This window comes from Labedella phragmitis (genome assembly GCF_004078635.1).
Classification (GTDB): domain Bacteria; phylum Actinomycetota; class Actinomycetes; order Actinomycetales; family Microbacteriaceae; genus Labedella; species Labedella phragmitis.
The window spans coordinates 261,334-281,140 of record NZ_RZNB01000004.1 but is presented as its reverse complement, the minus strand read 5'-3'; the positions used below and the strand labels follow the sequence as shown (position 1 = coordinate 281,140).

The 19,807-nt window shown below is 70.0% G+C and carries 12 protein-coding genes; all 12 read left to right on the top strand.

Annotated elements, in window-relative coordinates; genetic code table 11:
• The first annotated feature begins 18 nt into the window (after positions 1–18).
• Positions 19–1,512 carry a serine/threonine-protein kinase gene (locus ELQ90_RS11780; RefSeq protein ID WP_243696146.1) on the top strand — a complete coding sequence of 498 codons (1,494 nt, stop codon included), beginning with the start codon at positions 19–21 and terminating at the stop codon, positions 1,510–1,512.
• Entirely contained in the window at positions 1,512–7,385 is a 5,874-nt protein-coding gene (locus tag ELQ90_RS11775) for an Ig-like domain-containing protein (protein ID WP_128495470.1), read from the top strand. Before ELQ90_RS11780 ends, ELQ90_RS11775 begins: the two co-directional genes overlap by 1 nt.
• A 55-nt stretch (positions 7,386–7,440) precedes the next feature.
• Positions 7,441–8,409 carry an AAA family ATPase gene (locus tag ELQ90_RS11770; RefSeq protein WP_128495469.1) on the top strand — a complete coding sequence of 323 codons (969 nt, stop codon included), beginning with the start codon at positions 7,441–7,443 and terminating at the stop codon, positions 8,407–8,409.
• Positions 8,406–9,728 (top strand): DUF58 domain-containing protein, encoded by a 1,323-nt coding sequence (locus tag ELQ90_RS11765; RefSeq protein ID WP_128495468.1) that lies wholly within the window; start codon positions 8,406–8,408, stop codon positions 9,726–9,728. Before ELQ90_RS11770 ends, ELQ90_RS11765 begins: the two co-directional genes overlap by 4 nt.
• The gene (locus tag ELQ90_RS11760) at positions 9,725–12,151 is read left to right on the top strand and encodes a transglutaminase TgpA family protein (RefSeq protein WP_128495467.1); all 2,427 of its coding nucleotides are present in this window, start codon (positions 9,725–9,727) and stop codon (positions 12,149–12,151) included. The genes ELQ90_RS11765 and ELQ90_RS11760 overlap by 4 nt, the downstream gene beginning before the upstream one ends.
• Positions 12,144–12,659 (top strand): hypothetical protein, encoded by a 516-nt coding sequence (locus ELQ90_RS11755; protein ID WP_128495466.1) that lies wholly within the window; start codon positions 12,144–12,146, stop codon positions 12,657–12,659. The genes ELQ90_RS11760 and ELQ90_RS11755 overlap by 8 nt, the downstream gene beginning before the upstream one ends.
• 89 nt (positions 12,660–12,748) lie before the next feature.
• A complete protein-coding gene (locus ELQ90_RS11750) occupies positions 12,749–13,396 on the top strand; it encodes a spermidine/putrescine ABC transporter substrate-binding protein (protein WP_128495465.1) in 648 nt (215 codons plus the stop codon).
• 120 nt (positions 13,397–13,516) lie between these two features.
• Positions 13,517–15,025: a hypothetical protein gene (locus ELQ90_RS11745; protein ID WP_128495464.1), complete on the top strand. Its 1,509-nt coding sequence runs from the start codon at positions 13,517–13,519 to the stop codon at positions 15,023–15,025.
• A gap of 357 nt (positions 15,026–15,382) precedes the next feature.
• The gene (gene rpsL, locus ELQ90_RS11740; RefSeq protein WP_128495463.1) at positions 15,383–15,751 is read left to right on the top strand and encodes a 30S ribosomal protein S12; all 369 of its coding nucleotides are present in this window, start codon (positions 15,383–15,385) and stop codon (positions 15,749–15,751) included.
• Positions 15,752–15,755: 4 nt separating this feature from the next.
• Entirely contained in the window at positions 15,756–16,226 is a 471-nt protein-coding gene (gene rpsG / locus ELQ90_RS11735) for a 30S ribosomal protein S7 (RefSeq protein ID WP_128495462.1), read from the top strand.
• A gap of 81 nt (positions 16,227–16,307) precedes the next feature.
• Complete coding sequence (gene fusA / locus ELQ90_RS11730) at positions 16,308–18,422, top strand: elongation factor G (RefSeq protein ID WP_128495461.1); 2,115 nt, start codon at positions 16,308–16,310, stop codon at positions 18,420–18,422.
• Positions 18,423–18,573: 151 nt separating this feature from the next.
• On the top strand, positions 18,574–19,767 hold the full coding sequence (tuf, locus tag ELQ90_RS11725; protein WP_128495460.1) for an elongation factor Tu: 1,194 nt from the start codon (positions 18,574–18,576) through the stop codon (positions 19,765–19,767).
• Positions 19,768–19,807: the final 40 nt, after the last annotated feature.

The window sequence follows — 19,807 nt, the reverse complement described above, 5'->3', positions numbered from 1 at the left end:
CCTAGGATGAGGTCACTCGTGCTGCCGAACACCGGCGTCGTCGTCAGCGCGGGAAACCCGCTGATCGGAGGTGACGCCCGCGTGAATACACGCCTGCCGTCCGCGCCCCCCGTCCTTCCGGGTTTCACCTACTCGAGCATCCTCGGCTCCGGCGGCTTCGCCGACGTCTTCCTCTACGAGCAGGACAGTCCGAAGCGCCAGGTCGCCGTCAAGGTCATGCTGAGCGGCTACGTCGACCAGGCCTCGCGCGACGTGTTCCGGGCCGAAGCCGACCTCATGGCGCAGCTCAGCATGCACCCCGCGATCCTCACGGTCCACCAGTCGGGCGTCGCGGCCGACGGACGGCCGTACCTCGTCATGGAGATGTGCCCGTCGTCCGTGGGAGAGCGCTACCGGTCGGAGCGGATGAGCGTCGCAGACGTGCTGCGCATCGGCATCAAGATCGCCGGAGCCGTCGAGTCCGCGCACCGCACGGGGGTCTTGCACCGCGACATCAAGCCGTCGAACATCCTGCTCACGGTGTACGGCAACCCCGTCCTGAGCGACTTCGGCATCGCGGCGGTCATCGGGTCCGTCGCGCCCGAGCAATCGGTGGGCCTGTCGGTTCCATGGTCCGCTCCCGAGGTGCTCTCCGCTGCGTCGAACGGCGACATCGCGAGCGAAGTGTGGTCGCTCGGAGCGACGGTGTACTCGCTCCTCGCGGGCCGGAGCCCATTCGAGGTCCCGGGCGGGGCGAACACCCCGGCCGACCTCATGACCCGCATCGCCCGGGGGAGACTGCAGCCCATCGAGCGGCCCGACGTGCCCGAGCGGCTCGAGCTCGTCCTCCGCCGCGCGATGTCGCGTCGACCGGAGGCCCGGCAATCGAGCGCACTGGAGTTCGCTCGCGAACTCCAGATGGTCGAGGCCGAGCTCGGTCTCGCGCAGACGCAGCCCGACATCGCGATCGACGAGTGGGCGCAGGCCCCGATCGCGGACCCCGCCGATCGTACGCGCGCGAGCGCGATCCGACAGGTCGATCCGGGGCGCCGACCGCGCAAGGTCAAGGCGACCCCGGCGGACGTCCCCGTCGAGGACGCGCGTACCGTCGTCCGCGAGTCGCTCTCGACGCATGGCCGCTCGACCACCGGCAGCCGGATCGCGGCGCCGCGACGGACCGGTCCGATCGTCGCGGCGATCGCGGTTGCGGCCGTCGTGCTCGCGGCCGCCGTCACGACGGTGCTCCTCACGAACGGTCGAGGCGATGCGGCGATCCCCGTGATCACCGACATCGGGGCGACGGTCGAGGACGAGACCGCGGTGTTCTCGTGGACGAGCGACGATCTCCTCGAGGGCGACAACTTCGTCATCACGAGCTCCGACGGCTCGGAGAGCATCCAGCGCACCTCCGAGTTCCGCATCGACGGCACTCCCGGCGCGTCGGAGTGCATCACCGTGACGGTCCGCCGCTCCGGTCGCCTCGGGGAGCCGAGCGCCGAGAAGTGCGTCGAGTTCCCCGACGGGACGGGCTGATGGTGCGCGCGTGGCTCGGCCGTCACCGTCGCCGCGTGCTCTCGGGAGCGGCGGCGACGGCGATCGTCGCCGTGCTCGGAACGCTCGCGGTGACCTCGACGGGCTATCGCACCCAGAACACCGAGCTCGACGACGCGGCCGTCTGGGTCGTCAACGGGCAGGACGCCGCTATCGGTCGTGCCAACCTCGAGGTGCTCGAACTGAACAGCGCGTTCCCCGTGGAGTCGAGCGAGCTCGATGTGGTCCAGCAAGGCGATACCGTCGTGGTCGTCGACCGAGCGCGGTCCGCGGTCTCGGTCGTCGACGTCGCGACGGCGACGCGTGACGAGGACGTGCCGCTGCCCCCCGGGACGGAGACGGTCGGTCTCGCGGGGGAGCGGCTCGTGATCGTCGCCGACGGGGACGTCTGGTTCGTTCCCCTCGACGGCCTCGGCGACTTCGACGCGTCGACCGAACCCACGCTCACGCTCGGGGCGGGATCCGTCTCGGCGCTCTCGCCCGCCGGCCGGCTCGTCGTCTACTCGCCGTCCCTCGGTGAGGTGTCCTCGCTCGACGCCGCGACGGAGGACGAGGTGGCCGAGACGACCGCGGTCGACGCCTTCGCGGGGGAGGACATCGCCATCACAGCGGTCGGCGGCTCGACCGTGCTCCTCGACGTGGCAAGCGGCGTCGTCGACGTCGACGGTTCCCGTCGGACGATCGACGGGGCGGCAGGGGCGGTCCTCCAGCAGCCGAGCGACGGCGGGAGGACCGTCGCCATCGGCACGGCGACGGGTCTCGTGGAGGTCCCTCTCGACGGTGGAGAGACGCGCGAGGTGGGAGAGGCGACCGGGCGACCCGTCGCCCCCGTCGCCGTCGGCGACTGCCTGTACGCGGCGTGGGACGACGGCACGCTCCTCGAGCGGTGCGTCGGGGACGACGTCCGGACCGCGACGCTCGAGGGCCTCCGGGAGGGAGCGGCTCCGCAGTTCCGCGAGAACCGCGGTCGGGTGCTCCTGAACGACGGCCGCACGGGTCGCTCGTGGGCGGTCCAGGACGGCGACGTCCTCATCGACAACTGGGGCGATCTCCTCGACGACGAGGACGACCGGCAGGACGTCGAGCAGAACGACGAAGACGCCCCGCCGGAGTACGAGACGACCCCGAGTCCCCCCGTCGCTGTCGATGACGAGTTCGGCGGTCGTCCCGGTCGCACGTCGCCGTTGCCCGTTCTGCTCAACGACTACGACCCGAACGGAGACGTCCTCATCGTCGACGAGGTGGAGTCCCTCCCCGACGACGTGGGCCGCATCGACATCGTGTCCGACGGTCAGGCCCTGCAGGTCACCCTCGCGGACGACGCGACCGGCTCGTTCTCGTTCGGCTACACGGTGAGCGACGGACGCGGCGGGAGTGCGAGCGCGAACGTCGAGCTCACGGTGCGCGCGCCCGACGAGAATACGGCCCCCGCGCAGATGCGCGCACCGAAGACGCTCGTCGCGGCGGGTTCGCGGGCGACGACGAACGTGCTCACGACGTGGTTCGATCCGGACGGCGACCCCTTCTATCTCGTCTCCGCAGCGGCGTCGGCTCCCGAACTCGCGCTCTCGAAGCCCGACGGCACGGTCGTGTTCACGTCGTCGGGGGAGACGACGGGTCGTTCCGACGTGTCGCTCGTCGTGTCCGACGGCGCGGCGGAGGGCGCCGGTCGCCTCTCGGTCACGGTGCGTGAACGCGACGACGTTCCGATCATCTCCGAGCCGTTCCCCGCGGTCGCACACGTCGGCCAGGAGATCACCGTCTCGCCGCTCGCGCATGCGCGCGGCGGGGTGCGGGCCATCCGACTCGCGGGGGTGGCGGAGCGCGAGAACGCGCGGATCGTACCGGACTACGACGCCGGCACGTTCCGATTCACGGGCGAGACCGCCGGTGTCTACTACGTCGACTTCTCGCTCACGGACGGGACGAGCACCACGGCGGGCGTCGCCCGCATCCAGGTGACGACCCCGCCGGCCGTCGGCGAGGCGCCGATCCCGGCTCCGCACACCGTGTTCGTGCGCGCCGGCACGCCGACGTCGGTCGACGTCCTCGAGACCGACGAGGACCCGGCAGGGGGAGTGCTCCTCGTCACGGACGTGCAGACGGACGACGTCGCCGAGAGCCTCCGCGTCGAGGTGCTCGACCAGCGCTCCGTGCGCGTCGTCCTGACCGGGCCGCTCGACGCCCCCGTCTCGTTCCCGTACACGATCAGCAACGGGTACGCCGCGGCGACGGGGACGATCACGGTGATCGAGATCCCCGAGCCGGAGCGCCCACAGCCCCCCATCGCGACCGCCGATTCGGTGTCGGTGCGCGTCGGCGACGTCGTCGACATCCCGGTGCTCGACAACGACGAGCACCCCGACGGCAGTCAACTCGCACTCGCGGCCGAGCTTCCGAGGGGGCTCCCCGCCGACGCTGGCCTCGTGTTCGTCTCGGGCGACGTCGTCCGCTACCTCGCGCCGACGACCCCCGGCGACTTCACGATCACCTACCGCGTGTCCGGCCCCGACGGGCAGTGGGCGGACGCCGACGTCGCGATCAGCGTGCGGGAGATCGACCGCGCCTCGAACACCCCGCCGGCGCCACGCACCGTCACCGCTCGCGTCTTCGCCGGAGAGACGGTGCGCGTCGAGGTGCCGTTGTCCGGGATCGACCCGGACGGCGACTCCGTCCAACTCGTCGGACAATCGAGCTCGCCGGAGAGCGGCAACGTCGTCACGAGCGGGCCGACGTGGTTCGATTACGAGGCGGGGGCCTACGCCGCGGGGACCGACTCCTTCGAGTACACGGTCGTCGACGCCCTCGGAGCGCAATCGACGGCCGTCGTCCGCATCGGCGTCGCGACACGGGCCGACGCGGCCCGCAACCCCGTCGCCGTCGAGGACCTCGTCGTCACCCGGCCGAACCGCACCGTCACCGTACCGGTGCTCGAGAACGACTCCGACCCCGACGGCGGTTCTCTCCGGATCGTGTCGGTCGAGCCGGCGGATCCGGGGATCGCCGCGACGATCACCGGCGACGCGGTGGACGTCGAACTCCCCGACGTCGAGGGGCAGTTCGGTTTCGTCTACACGATCGCCAACGAGCGCGGCGGCTCGTCGTCGAACTTCATCACGGTCGTGACGGACGCCGACGCGCCGCCGGCCGTCCCCGTCGCGCGCGACTCGGTCCTGACCGTCGAGGACGTCCTCGACCGTGAGACCGTCACGGTCGACGTCCGGGCCAACGTGAGCTACCTCGACGGACCCGTCTCCGATCTCGAGGTCGGGGTCCCGGAGCGCTTCGGAGACGTCGCGACGGTCGACGAGCGCGGCGCCGTCGTCGTCGAGGTGGGGGACTCCAGCAGGGTCGTGCCCTTCAGCGTCTCGAACCCGGACGAGGAGGGCGTCGAAGGCTGGGCCTTCGTCCGCGTCCCTGGCCTCGAGGAAGCGCTGCCGCAGTTGAGGAGCGACGCCGACGCGGTCACGGTCCGCAGCGGCGAGACGGTGCGCATCGACCTGTCCGATCACGTCGTGGCGATCGGGGGCCGTGATGTCAGGCTCACCGACCGCGCGGCGGTACGGGCCGCTCACGGCAACGGCGACGACCTCGTCGTCGACGACGACACCCTCGAGTTCACGAGCGCCGACGAGTACTTCGGGCCGGCGTCGATCCTGTTCGAGGTGACCGACGGCGAGAGCGCCGACGACCCCGACGGACGGATCGCGACCCTCGTCCTCCCCATCACCGTCACTCCACGGGACAACCAGCCCCCCGTCTTCACGGGTGCGACCCTCGACGTGGAGCCCGGCGAGACGCGGACCCTCGACCTCGCGAAGCTCACGACCTATCCGTACCCGGAGAGCATCGAGGAGCTCGGCTACACCGTCGCCGCTCCGCTGCCCGAGGGCATCGCCGCCGAGATCGACGGGCGATCGCTCGACCTCACCATCGCCTCCTCGGCTCCCGTGGGGTCGAGCGGTTCCGTCTCGATCGCCGTGGCGGATTCCGAGAACGCCGGGACGGCCGGACGGATCGACGTCCGCGTCGTGCCCTCGACCCTGCCTCTCGCCTCGCCGGCGGCCGACGGCGTACCCGTCTCACGCGGCTCCACGACGACCGTCGACGTGCTCGCGAACGACAGCGCGACCAACCCCTTCCCTGACACGCCCCTGCGCGTCGTCGCCGTTCGAGGGATGGACGGCGCCGGCCTCCCGTCGGGCATCTCGATCTCGCCGTCCGAGGACAATCGCGTTCTCACGGTCGAGGTGGACGACGACGCCGCGATCGCCGACGTGTCCCTGCAGTACCAGGTCGCCGACGCGACCGGCGACCCGAGTCGATTCGTCTGGGGAGGCGTCCGCATCTCGGTCCGCGACCGGCCGGAGCCCGTGACCGCATTGAGTCTTCGAGCCGTCACGGACCGGTCCCTCACCCTCGGATGGACCCCCGGCGCGTTCAACAACGCGCCGATCGAGTCCTTCACCGTCACGCTCACGAGCGTCGCGACGGGCGAGGTCGTGTCGACGACTCCGTGCTCGTCGTCGGTGTGCGCGGTGGGGACGCCGGGCAACGGCCGGGATAACGCGGTGCGCGTCCAGGTCACCGCGACGAACGCCGTCGGAACGAGTGACCCCACCGCTCTCGGCACGCCGGCCTGGTCCGACCTCATCCCGCCGGCCCCCACGAGCCTCGCCTCGACGCCCCTCGACTCGGGACTCCGCGTGTCGTGGGCGAAGCCCGCCGACGCCTCGGGAGCGAGCCCCATCGTCGCGTACGACGTCACCGTCGGCTCCGTCACTCAGACCGTCACGGTCGGCCGTGACGACCCCGTCGGCACGCGTTACGTGCAGAGCATCCGGTCGGAGACGATCCCGAACGGCACGCCCGTCGCGTTCGCCGTGCAGTCGCGCAACGACTTCACGGGCGCCGCTCCGCAGTGGAACCGCGTCTCGGGGTCGAACACCCCGGCCGGTGCCCCGACCGTGTCGGGATCACCGAGCGCCGACGCCGACCGGTCGGCCGGGACCCAGGTGACCGTCTCGTGGGCCGGTCTGTTCTCGGGCAACGGTGCTGCCGTGCAGCGGTACTACGTCGCGCTCTCGTCGGACGGCTCGCTCCCGAGCTGCCGCGTCGACGGCGTCGACCAGGGCGCGCCGCAGCTCCGACTCGCCGACCCCGACGGCGAGTTCGTCGACGCGGGCGTCGCGACGAGTCACACGTTCACGGGCCTCACTCCGAACGTCGACTACCGAGCCGTCGTCTTCGCGTACAACGGCCAGGGCTGCACGGGAAGCCCTGAGGTGTCGGCGACGCCGCTGCAACGGCCCGGCACGCCCGAAACGACCGGGTGGGGCGCGCTCGCCCCCTTCAGTAAGGGGCTCTACTCCTACAGTGTCAACGACCTGCGGTACGCCTCGGGCGGCGGCGCACTCTCCACGACCGTCTCCTACCGTGCGACGGGGAACGGTGTCGCGACCGAGGGCGTGCTCGATTCGTCACGCATGATCGTGCCGAGGGACCGACAGTACGGCTACGTGTTGGACGTCCAATTCCAGGTCTGCGAGGAGTTCGGCGCCGGCCGGCTCTGCAGCGACTGGTCGGCGCCCGACGCGACCCCCGGCCCCGTCGTGAGCACGCGTGTCACGCCGCAGCTCGACGGGCTCACGATGACCTTCTCCGACGGCCACCCGATCGGCGGCGTCCCGAGCACCGCACTCGAGTTCAGTTGCGACAACTTCGTCGCGGAGGCGATTCCGCTCGACCAGGTCGGTTCGTGCGAGAACACCCCGGTCACTCGTGGCAACATCTGGGTGAGGGTCGCGGTGCCCGGCCAGCCGGTGTACGCCAATCAGTGGAAGGCGGCGCCGTGAGAATACATGCCCTGTCGACGCGACGCGGACGACAGCAGACGAAAGTGGACCCGACATGACGATGACCCCTGAGCAGGCCACGTGGTTCGCGGGGGTGTGCGACCGAATGATCGCGAACGTCGACCAGATCCTGCTCGGCAAGAGTCACGTGATCCGCCTCGCGTTCGTCGCGCTCTTCAGCGGTGGCCATCTCCTGCTCGAGGACGTCCCGGGAACGGGCAAGACCTCCCTCGCCCGGGCGATGGCGCAGAGCATCGACGGCACCGCGAGCCGGGTCCAGTTCACGCCCGACCTCCTCCCCGGCGATATCACGGGCGTCAGCATCTACGACCAGAAGTCCCAGGAGTTCGAGTTCCACCGCGGGCCGATCTTCGCGAACGTCGTGCTCGCCGACGAGATCAACCGTGCGAGCCCCAAGACGCAATCGGCCCTCCTCGAGGTCATGGAGGAGGGGCAGGTGACCGTCGACGGCGTCCGGCACCCGGTCGGTCGCCCGTTCATGGTCATCGCGACGCAGAACCCCATCGAGCAGGCGGGGACCTACCGGCTCCCGGAGGCCCAGCTCGACCGATTCCTCCTCAAGACGTCCATCGGTTACCCGGACCACCAGTCGACGATGCGCATTCTCGAGAACCCGCACTCGAGCGACGCGGCGGAGGTCTCGGCCGTCGTCCCCGCGGCCACCGTCGCCGACATGGTCTCTCTCGTCTCGACGGTGCACGTCGACTCCTCGATCAACGACTACATCGCACGGATCGTGGAGGGCACCCGCTCGGCGTCCGAGGTCAGGCTCGGGGCGAGCGTGCGCGCAGCCCTCGCTCTCGTCCGCGGTACGCGTGCCCTCGCGGCGTCCGCCGGCCGCTCCTTCGTGATCCCCGACGACGTCAAGGCGCTCGCCGAGGCCGTCCTCGGTCACCGGCTCGTCCTCGATCCCGAGGCCGAATTCGACGGGGTCACCCCGTCGAACGTCATCTCCCGAGTCCTCATCGACACCCCTCCGCCCCAGGAGCAGGGCGCCCGATGACGACGACCCGACGCCCCGACGAGCACGGCGAGAGGGTCGGGGTGCTCGCAACGGCGATCGCCGCGACCGTCGCCGCCGTCTCGGGGGTGTCGTCGCGGGTCATCGCAGGCTGGCGTCGGCTCACGGCGGTCGTCGAGCCCCTCGGATGGGTGATCGCGGGGGTCGTCGTCGTCGCCCTTCTCGCAGGGTACGTCGCGGCCTGGACGGAACTCGTGCTCATCGGATGGGCTGGGTCCGTCGTGCTGCTCGTCGCGGTCGCGTTCCTCGTCGGTCGCTCCCGTCACGAGGCGACGATGTCGATCCCCGTGTCGCGCGTCGTCGTCGGCGATCAGGCCGCGATCCACCTCGCCGTCGCGAACCCGACGCGCCACCGGCTCGGGCGGGTCAGCGTCGAGGTCCCGGTCGGCGAGGCCGTCGCGGTGTTCCCGATCCCCGGCCTCGCCGTCGGCGCGCGGTTCGAGGACACGTTCGTCATGACCGGGACTCGGCGGGGAGTGGTGCCGATCGGGCCGGTGCGGACGATCAGGGCCGATCCGATCGGGATCGTCAAGCGCGAGCGCCGGTGGGACGACAGGGTCGATCTGTTCGTGCATCCGCGCACGATCTCCATCCCGAGCATCAGCACGGGCTTCATCCGCGACCTCGAAGGCATCCCGACGAGCGAGCTCACCGCGAGCGACCTGTCGTTCCACTCGCTACGCGAGTACGTCCCGGGCGACGAACGTCGCGCGATCCACTGGAAGAGCACGGCGCGGACGGGGCAGTACATGGTGCGGCAGTTCGAGGAGAGCCGTCGCAGCCATCTCCTCGTCGTGCTCGCTCTCCACCCCGAGGAGTTCGCCACCGAGGAGGAGTTCGAGATGGCGGTGAGCGTCGCCGGTTCCCTCGGGACCCGCGCGATCGCCGACGGTCGCGACGTCTCGGTCGTCGCGAGCGCCGTGATGGACACCGCGGGAACCGCCGCGCGACCGCGGGCGGCGTCGGCCGTCAACCACCTCGCCTCGCTCTCACCCGCACGACTGCTCGACGACCTGTGCCGCGTCGATCCGCGGCCCGGGACGCTCCGCATCGGCGACGTCGTGCGCTTCGCCTCCGAACGCATCGCCGGCGTCTCGCTCGCGTTCCTCGTGTGCGGCTCGCGGGCGACGGCGACGTCGCTCATGGCCGCGGCGGCCAACCTCCCGCCGGGCGTCGAAGTCGTCGCCGTCGTGTGCGATCCCGAGATCGTCCCGAGCATGCGCCGCGTCGGCGACCTCACCGTGCTCACGATCGGCTTCCTCGAGGACCTGTCAGCGTCCCTTCTGAGGACGGGCGTATGAGTGCGACGACGCGGGCGGAGGCGCGACGAGCGCGAACGGCAGGATCCCGTCCGACACGGTCGGGCACGTCGTCGCGCTTCGTGTGGGCGACCGCCGTCGTCTCGTCGATCGCGATCGCGATCGCGAGTGCCGCGCTGTGGCCCGTCTACGCGTCGACGGCCTTCCTCCTCGTCGTCGCGGGCGGGATCCTCGTCGGTCAAACCATCGCCGTCGTCGGCGCCCGGCGGGGGACCGGGCCGTGGATCATGACGGTGTGGGCCGTCGCCGCGTTCGCGCTCGTCGGCGTGCCCCTCGCGGTCCCCTCGCTCGCGATCGCTCGCGTGCTGCCGTCACCCGACGGGCTCGTCGCGCTCGCCGAGGGCGTCGTCCTGTCGTGGAAGCGGCTGCTCACCATCGCGACCCCGGTCGGCGACTACCAGGCGCTCCTCGTCCCCGCCCTCCTCCTCGTCCTCCTCGCCACGATCCTCACGACCTCGATCGCTCTGCGTACACGCCTCCCGGAGCTCGCGACCGCCGTGCCGCCCCTCCTCCTCGTCGCGGGCATCGTCCTCGGCCCCGGTGGTTCCCGGGGCTCCGCCCCCGGGAACGCTGTCGTCGTGAGCGCGCTCCTCGCCGGTGTCCTCCTCCTCTGGCTCACGGGTCTCCGCGAGCGCCGCGCCGCCGTCTCCGCAGCGACGTCGACGGACGTCACGGGCGCCGTCGCCTTCTCGCGGGGCGACCGCCGCCGCTCGGTCGTCTCGTCGATCATCGCCGCCGTGATCGTCGTGGTCGTCGCCGTCACGGCGGCGACCGGCGCCGTCGCGCTCCTTCCTCCCGCAGGCGAACGCGCCGTCGCTCGCGACGCCGTCGAACGGCCGTTCAACCCGCGCGACTATCCGAGCCCGCTGTCGACGTTCCGCGCGTACCACCGCGACGGGCGGGCCGACGAGGTCATGCTGACCGCCGAGGGGCTTGCCTCCCCGCGGATCCGTCTCGCGGTCATGGACGACTTCGACGGCGTCGTGTGGAACGTCGGAAGCGCCGAGGACCCGAGCGCGTCCGGCTCCTTCGAGCGGCTCCCGTTCCGACTCGACCCGACCGTCGCCGGGACCCCGAGCACCACGACCGTCACGATCGGCTCCTACGAGGGAGTCTGGTTGCCCGGCAGCGGCTACCTCGGCTCCGTCGAGTTCGCGGGGGAGCGACGCGCGTCACTCGCCGACTCGCTCTACTACAACGCGAACGCCGGGACGGCCGCGGTGACGGCGGAGCTCCGCACGGGCGACGGCTACACCGTCGACGCCGTCGAACCGGAACTCGTCGCGCCGGACGGCGTCGGTTCGCTCGTCCCCGGCGGCGCCGCCGACAAGCCGGGGGATTCGCCCGAGGGTCTGCTCGACGTGCTCGACGCCTACTCGACGGCCGGTGCCGCACCCGGCGAGAACCTCGCGGCGGTGCTCGAGGGCATCCGCTCCGTCGGCTACATCAGTCACGGCGTCGGAGACGACGAGCCCGCGAGCCCCTCCGGGCACGGCCTCGACCGGCTCTCGCGCCTCCTCAGCGACTCGCCGATGGTGGGGGACGGTGAGCAGTACGCGTCCCTCGCTGCGCTCGCCGCGCGCCAACTCGGCTTCCCCTCGCGCGTCGTCATGGGGTTCGCGAACACGACGGGCGCGACCGACGGTCCCGTCGCCTTCACGGGATCCGACATCGCGGCGTGGATCGAGGTCAGGGCGGCCGGCCGGGGCTGGGTCGCGATCGACCCGACCCCCGAGGAACGCCCGGTCCCCGAGGAGCAGCCGGAGGACCCGACGCTCATCGCCCGCCCGTACCAGGACCTCCAGCCGCAGCCGGAGGAGGAGCCGGACAGGAGCGAGCAGACCGCACCGGACTCGAGCGAGCCGGAGGATCAGCCCGTCCTCGACCCGTTCCTCGCCGTCCTCCTCCAGATCGCTCGCGTCCTGTCCTGGGTCGTCATCGTCGTCGCCGTCATCCTCTCGCCGTTCATCGCGGTCATCGCGGCGAAGGCGCGGCGACGGTCGCTCCGACGCCGTACGCCCGACCCCGCCGACAGGGTCGTCGCCGGCTGGCGCGAGTTCAGGGACGCCGTCGTCGACCACGGCATCGAGCCGCCCCCGTCGGTCACACGCCACGAACTCGCGGACCTGCACGGCGCGCGCGGCGCACATCGCCTCGCCGTGCTCGCCGACCGCGTCACCTTCTCCACGATGGAGCCGAGCGACGGCGACGCCGACCGCGCGTGGAGCCTCGTCGACGACCTCCGGGCCTCCCTCGACTCACGCGTCGACCGGCGCGGACGCCTCCTCGCTCTCGTGTCCCTGCGTTCCCTCGGACTGCGACGGGGGACGTCGTCGCCCGCCCGGCGCGCGCCGACGCGCGGTCGGCGCGAGACCGATCACGTGGGCCGGGGGAACGATGACTGACGGGCGGGTCGGCGGGCCGGACGACGAGCGACGGTCGGGGCGGGACCGGGCGACCGTCGTCGCCGCCTTCGCCGTCGTCCTCCACCTCGCCCTCGTGGTGTGTGCGTTCGGCTTCGTGAGCCTCCTCGCGGACGTCGACGTCGTCGCGCGCGCCGGCACCGGTGCGCTCGTCGGCCCTGCCATGATCGCGGCGGCCGTGATCGTCACGGGCGTCGCGCTCCTGCGCGACGCCCGGCGCCCGGCGTCACGGGTGCGGCAGCGCTCCTGGCCCGTCGTCGTCGGTGTCGCCGTCCTCCTCGCCTACGTGCTGTCGGGCGCCGCGCTCGTGGCTCTCGAGGAGGGTGCGGTGTTCGAGGGCGTCGCGTTCGCGGGCTCGACGCTCGCCTCGGCGTTCCCGTACCTCGCCGGCGCCATCGCAGCGGTCGTCGCGGTCGCCTACTCCGCCGTCGCCGACGCTCGGCCCGGAGCCGTCCCGCGCTGGCCGTGGGAACGCGACGAGCAGGACTGACGGGGAGGTCGCACAGGGGCACGCGTGATTTTCCCCGCCGGTCCCGCGGAATTCCGCCGTACGGCCTCGAGCGGCGCTACGGTGTAGCCATGGAGCGGTCCCTCGAGACGACCGTGGCCCAAGCAGTCGACGCGTGGCTGCGCTGGCTGCCGCGGTGGCGTCCGGCCACGACACGTGGCCGGACCCGGTTGTGCCGCCGATGCTTCGGCTCGCCGGTCATCGCCGCCGCCGGGCTCGACTCCGACGTGCCCCACGCCGTCCAGCACGCCCTCTCGACGCGCATGAAGACGATCATCGACGGAGTCGTCGACGAGTACACCGAACGCAACCTCCCGCTCCTCCACCAGGAGCTGCTCGAGACGGAGCGCCGCAAGTCGGCCGGCTATCGCCCCGAGCGCGGACTGGATCCGGAATTCGAGGGACTCCCACTCGACCCCGAGCCGGAACCGGGGGAGCCGTATCTCTTCACCCTCGGTGAACTCGCCGGCCAGAGCGACGGCGACGTCACGCCTCCGAAGCCCCGCGACCTGTCCGAGGAGGAGAAGCAGGCGCTGCGCACGGAGCTGCGCCTCGCAGACGAATGCGCCACGCACGCCGGTCGGCTCGCGTGCATCGCGCTCGAGGAACACCGCGGCCGCATCCGCGCGGGCATCGAGCGCCACGTCGAGCCCCACGTCGAGGCGCTGCTCGCCGACCTCACGGTGCACCTCGACACACCGCCATCACGCTGGACCTGACGTCCACGGCGGGTTCCCGTTCCGCCGCTGCCGTACCCGGGCGGCGGGCAGAGCTGCCCCTTCCGGCGCGATCGGTCCTCGGTAGACTTGCGAGGTCGCCGACCGACGAAGGGGAAGTCCATGTCGTACCCGCCGAACGACGGCCAGCAGCCCTGGCGTCCGCAGAATCCCGAGGGTGACGGACAGCAGGGCCCCGCAGCCGCCGGCGTCCCCGACCCGTACGCGCAGCAGCAGCCGAATCAGCAGTTCCCGAACCAGCAGTCTCCGGCGCAGCAGTACCCGAACCAGCAGTCGCCGGCGCAGCAGTACCCGAACCAGCAGTCGCCGGCGCCGCAGTACCCGAACCAGCAGCCTCCTGCGCAGCAGTACCCGAACCAGCAGCCTCCTGCGCAGCAGTACCCGAACCAGCAGCCTCCGACAGGGTACCCGGCCGGCTCGGATCCCCGGTCGGCCCCTCCACAGCCGCCGCAGCAACCGACCACGGCCTACCCGCAGCAGCCCACGACCGCCTATCCCACGCAGCCGTACGCGATGACGGGCGCGCAGCAGCCTCCGTCGTCGCCGTACCCGCTCACCGACCCGTCGCTCTCGCAGCCGCGGAAGAAGAAGCGAGGTCGCGCCGCCCTCTGGATCTCGCTCGTCGTCGTCCTCGTCCTCCTCATCGCGGGCGGTGTCGTCGGGGGAGTGCTCGGCACCCAGGCGAACGCCCCCGAGCGCGAGGTGGAGGAGTACCTGACGGCGCTCGTGGACGGCGACGCCGAGGAGGCCCTGGCCGTGTCGGGCGATGACGTCGGAGACGGTGACGTGCTGCTCACGGACGACGTGTACGGCGATGCCGAGGATCGCATCACGGGCTACGAGCTGGGCGAGACCACGATCACCGGCGACACCGCCGAGGTCGCGGCCACCGTTTCCCAGGGCGACGAGTCGTACGAGACGACGTTCACCCTCTCCAAAGCTGGCAAGGCGTTCGTCGTCTTCGACACGTGGCGTCTGCAGTCACCGGAGCTCGGTGTCGTGAGCTACTCGATCGAGGGCCCGGCGGAGACCGCAGTGACCGTCGCGGGCGTCGACACGACGGCCCTCGAGCCTGCGGACTCCGGTTCGGTCGAGCTCCGCGCCCTTCCCGGTACGTACACGGTCGCACTCGCGAGCGACGACGCGTTCTTCACGGCGGAGCCGATCACGGTCGACGTCCTCGGCTTCGGAGCCGATGCCGCGACGGCCACCACGGCGGACGGTGCCGAATCGAGCACCCTCGTCGTCACACTGACCGAGGGAGCGGTGACCGCCGCTACCGAGGCGGTCGACGCCTACATCGACGGGTGCGTCGCCTCGACCGACTTCCGGCCGGAAGGCTGCCCCTTCTCTGCTCGCGGCGAGAACCCCGCGTACGAGTACACGAATTGCGTCTGGACGCTCGAGCCGCGCCCGGCCTTCACGATCGAAGAGTACGCCGACGGCGAGTGGGCCGTGACGACGGACAGTTCGGGCTCGGCCGAGCTCAACTGCGACGTACGGGACCCCGGTTCCGGTCAGACGGGGACGTCGACGGCGGGCCCGATGGACGTCGAGGTCGGCGGCGCGATCACGGGCTTCACGGAGGATGGTGCGACGTACGTTCCCTGACGCGGGACGGCGTCGTCCGGGGGGCCTCGGTCGTTTGACCGGGGCCCTCCGGCCGATTACACTTGGCCGGGTGTGCGCTTCGGTGCGCCGGTCGTCATGCCTGAAACAGTGTGACTCCCGATCGCTTCGTCACTCACGCACTTCAGGGATCCCTGCTCTCCGAGTACGGCCGTCAGGCCGTCCTTCCGAGCGGGACACCCCCACGGCATACCCACCACACCAACAGGCTCTCGACTCCGGGAGCCCGGTGGGTCCAGTTGAACTCGTCACGTCCCCCTCCGATCCGATCGGGCGGAGCGCGAGGCGAATGCTCGAAAACACCCGCTGTCACCGTGCAGCACATATCAAGGAGAAGAAGTGCCAACCATTCAGCAGTTGGTCCGGAAGGGCCGGTCGCCGAAGGTCCAGAAGACCAAGGCTCCCGCCCTCAAGGCCAACCCGCAGCAGCGCGGCGTATGCACGCGCGTGTACACGACGACGCCCAAGAAGCCGAACTCGGCGATGCGCAAGGTCGCTCGTGTGAAGCTCTCGAACGGGACCGAGGTCACGGCCTACATCCCCGGCGAGGGTCACAACCTCCAGGAGCACTCGATGGTGCTCGTGCGTGGCGGCCGAGTGAAGGACCTCCCCGGCGTCCGTTACAAGATCGTCCGCGGCGCCCTCGACACGCAGGCCGTGAAGAACCGCAAGCAGGCCCGTAGCCGCTACGGCGCGAAGAAGGGTTGAGTAAATGCCTCGTAAAGGACCAGCTCCCAAGCGCCCCGTCGTCGCAGACCCCGTCTACGGCGCCCCCGTTGTGAGCCAGCTCGTCAACAAGATCCTCCTCGACGGCAAGAAGGGCCTCGCCGAGCGCATCGTCTACGACGCGCTCGCCGGTGTCGCCGCGAAGAACGGTCAGGACGCCGTCGTCACGCTCAAGAAGGCGCTCGACAACGTCCGCCCGACCCTCGAGGTCAAGAGCCGCCGCGTCGGTGGCTCGACCTACCAGGTGCCGGTCGAGGTCAAGCCTCACCGTGCGAACACCCTCGCCCTGCGCTGGCTCGTGAGCTACGCGAAGGGTCGTCGTGAGAAGACCATGACCGAGCGTCTCACCAACGAGATCCTCGACGCATCGAACGGCCTCGGTGCAGCGGTCAAGCGCCGCGAAGACACCCACAAGATGGCCGAGTCGAACAAGGCGTTCGCGCACTACCGCTGGTAGTCGCTGCCGGGGCCGGCACGTCCGTGTCGGCCCCCGCCTCGTTCGGCATCCGAACCCCTTATCTCCCCCGGAGGAATACCCGTGGCACAAGACGTGCTCACCGACCTGAACAAGGTCCGCAACATCGGCATCATGGCTCACATCGATGCCGGCAAGACCACCACCACCGAGCGCATCCTGTTCTACACGGGTATCACCCACAAGATCGGCGAAGTGCACGACGGTGCGGCGACGATGGACTGGATGGCGCAGGAGCAGGAGCGCGGCATCACCATCACGTCCGCCGCGACGACCTGTTTCTGGAACAAGAACCAGATCAACATCATCGACACCCCCGGTCACGTCGACTTCACCGTCGAGGTGGAGCGTTCGCTCCGCGTCCTCGACGGCGCCGTCGCCGTCTTCGACGGCAAGGAGGGCGTCGAGCCCCAGTCCGAGACCGTCTGGCGTCAGGCCGACAAGTACGACGTCCCGCGCATCTGCTTCGTCAACAAGATGGACAAGCTCGGCGCCGACTTCTACTTCACGGTCGACACGATCATCAAGCGCCTCGGCGCCAAGCCGCTCGTGCTGCAGCTCCCGATCGGTTCGGAGAGTTCCTTCGAGGGTGTCGTCGACCTCGTCGAGATGCGCGCCCTCACGTGGCGCGGCGACTCCAAGGGTGACGTCCAGATGGGCGCGAAGTACGAGATCGAGGAGATCCCGGCCGACCTCAAGGAGAAGGCGGAGGAGTACCGTCAGGCACTGCTCGAGACCGTCGCCGAGACGGACGACGCGCTCCTCGAGAAGTTCTTCGGTGGCGAGGAGCTCACGGTCGCCGAGATCAAGGGCGCCATCCGCAAGCTCACCGTCAACAGCGAGATCTACCCCGTGCTGTGCGGCTCCGCGTTCAAGAACCGCGGCGTCCAGCCGATGCTCGATGCCGTCGTCGACTACCTCCCCTCGCCCCTCGACGTCCCGGCCGTCGAAGGCCACGACATCAAGGACGAGGAGAAGATCGTCCTGCGTCACGCCGACGCGACCGAGCCGTTCTCGGCTCTCGCGTTCAAGGTCGCGGTGCACCCGTTCTTCGGTCGCCTCACCTACGTGCGCGTGTACTCGGGTCATGTCGACTCCGGTGCAGCCGTCGCCAACTCGACCAAGGGCAAGAAGGAGCGCATCGGGAAGATCTTCCAGATGCACGCCAACAAGGAGAACCCCGTCGATTCGGTGACCGCCGGCCACATCTACGCGGTCATCGGCCTCAAGGACACGACCACGGGTGACACCCTGTGCGACCCGTCCGACCAGGTCGTCCTCGAGTCGATGACGTTCCCCGAGCCCGTCATCGAGGTCGCGATCGAGCCGAAGACGAAGGCCGACCAGGAGAAGCTCTCCGTCGCCATCCAGAAGCTCGCCGAAGAGGACCCGACGTTCCGCGTCGAGCAGAACGCCGAGACGGGTCAGACCGTCATCAAGGGCATGGGCGAGCTCCACCTCGACATCCTCGTCGACCGCATGAAGCGCGAGTTCCGCGTCGAGGCGAACGTCGGCAAGCCGCAGGTGGCGTACCGCGAGACGATCCGCAAGGCCGTCGAGCGTCACGACTACACGCACAAGAAGCAGACCGGTGGTTCCGGCCAGTTCGCGAAGATCCAGTTCGCGATCGAGCCGATGGAGGTGACCGCGGAGAAGACCTACGAGTTCGAGAACAAGGTCACCGGTGGTCGCATCCCGCGCGAGTACATCCCCTCGGTCGACCAGGGCTTCCGCGACGCGCTGAACGTCGGCATCCTCGCCGGATACCCGATGGTGGGCGTGAAGGCCATCCTCATGGATGGCGCGGCGCACGACGTCGACTCGTCGGAGATGGCGTTCAAGATCGCCGGCTCGATGGGCTTCAAGGAGGCCGCTCGCAAGGCGAGCCCCGTCATCCTCGAGCCGCTCATGGCGGTCGAGGTGCGCACGCCCGAGGAGTACATGGGCGACGTCATCGGCGACCTGAACTCCCGCCGCGGCCAGATCCAGTCGATGGAGGACGCTTCCGGCGTCAAGGTCGTCCGGGCGAACGTCCCTCTGTCGGAGATGTTCGGGTACATCGGTGATCTGCGGTCGAAGACCTCGGGTCGCGCGGTGTTCTCGATGACCTTCGAGAGCTACGCTGAGGTTCCCAAGGCTGTCGCCGAGGAGATCGTCCAGAAGGGCAAGGGCGAGTAGTTCGCCCGGAGGGTTCCGACGAGCACACGGTGTGGATCACACGGTGTCGTTGCAGCGGGTAGACCCTTGTAACATGAATACACAAACCCCGTAGAAAACCGGGCGCAATCCAGCGTCCGGGCACCTACACGAGTCCTGAGGAGGACCCACAGTGGCTAAGGCCAAGTTCGAGCGGACCAAGCCGCACGTCAACATCGGTACGATCGGTCACGTCGACCACGGCAAGACCACCCTGACCGCAGCGATCTCGAAGGTGCTCGCCGACAAGTACCCGTCGGCCACCAACGTTCAGCGCGACTTCGCGTCGATCGACTCCGCTCCCGAGGAGCGCCAGCGCGGCATCACGATCAACATCTCGCACGTCGAGTACGAGACGCCGAAGCGCCACTACGCGCACGTCGACGCCCCTGGTCACGCCGACTACATCAAGAACATGATCACCGGTGCTGCTCAGATGGACGGCGCGATCCTCGTGGTCGCCGCCACCGACGGCCCCATGGCTCAGACGCGTGAGCACGTTCTGCTCGCGAAGCAGGTCGGCGTGCCCTACCTGCTCGTCGCGCTCAACAAGTCGGACATGGTCGACGACGAGGAGATCCTCGAGCTCGTCGAGCTCGAGGTTCGTGAGCTCCTCTCCAGCCAGGACTTCGATGGTGACAACGCTCCCGTCGTCCGCGTCTCGGGCCTCAAGGCTCTCGAGGGCGACGAGCAGTGGGTCAACGCGATCGTCGAGCTCATGGACGCCGTCGACGAGTCCATCCCGGACCCGGTGCGCGACAAGGACAAGCCGTTCCTCATGCCGATCGAGGACGTCTTCACGATCACCGGTCGTGGAACCGTCGTCACGGGCCGCGCCGAGCGTGGCACGCTCGCGATCAACTCGGAGGTCGAGATCGTCGGCATCCGTCCGACGCAGAAGACGATCGTCACGGGTATCGAGATGTTCCACAAGCAGCTCGACGAGGCGTGGGCCGGTGAGAACTGTGGTCTGCTCCTTCGTGGAACGAAGCGTGAGGACGTCGAGCGCGGTCAGGTCGTCGTCAAGCCGGGTTCGGTCACGCCGCACACCCAGTTCGAGGGCACCGCGTACATCCTCTCCAAGGACGAGGGTGGGCGTCACAACCCGTTCTACGCGAACTACCGCCCGCAGTTCTACTTCCGCACCACGGACGTCACCGGCGTCATCACGCTGCCTGAGGGCACCGAGATGGTCATGCCCGGCGACACCACGGAGATGACGGTCGAGCTCATCCAGCCGATCGCCATGGAAGAGGGCCTCGGCTTCGCTATCCGTGAGGGTGGCCGCACCGTCGGTGCCGGTACCGTCACGAGCATCATCAAGTAGTCCTTTCCGACTGCTGACGAAGGGCCCCGGAGCGAAAGCT

Bases quoted from the DNA above. Each gene is read 5' to 3' on its own strand.
- ELQ90_RS11775 (WP_128495470.1), top strand. From the start codon at position 1,512: ATGGTGCGCGCGTGGCTCGGCCGTCACCGTCGCCGCGTGCTCTCGGGA.
- ELQ90_RS11770 (WP_128495469.1), top strand. From the start codon at position 7,441: ATGACGATGACCCCTGAGCAGGCCACGTGGTTCGCGGGGGTGTGCGAC.
- ELQ90_RS11765 (WP_128495468.1), top strand. From the start codon at position 8,406: ATGACGACGACCCGACGCCCCGACGAGCACGGCGAGAGGGTCGGGGTG.
- ELQ90_RS11760 (WP_128495467.1), top strand. From the start codon at position 9,725: ATGAGTGCGACGACGCGGGCGGAGGCGCGACGAGCGCGAACGGCAGGA.
- ELQ90_RS11755 (WP_128495466.1), top strand. From the start codon at position 12,144: ATGACTGACGGGCGGGTCGGCGGGCCGGACGACGAGCGACGGTCGGGG.
- ELQ90_RS11750 (WP_128495465.1), top strand. From the start codon at position 12,749: ATGGAGCGGTCCCTCGAGACGACCGTGGCCCAAGCAGTCGACGCGTGG.
- ELQ90_RS11745 (WP_128495464.1), top strand. From the start codon at position 13,517: ATGTCGTACCCGCCGAACGACGGCCAGCAGCCCTGGCGTCCGCAGAAT.
- rpsG (WP_128495462.1), top strand. From the start codon at position 15,756: ATGCCTCGTAAAGGACCAGCTCCCAAGCGCCCCGTCGTCGCAGACCCC.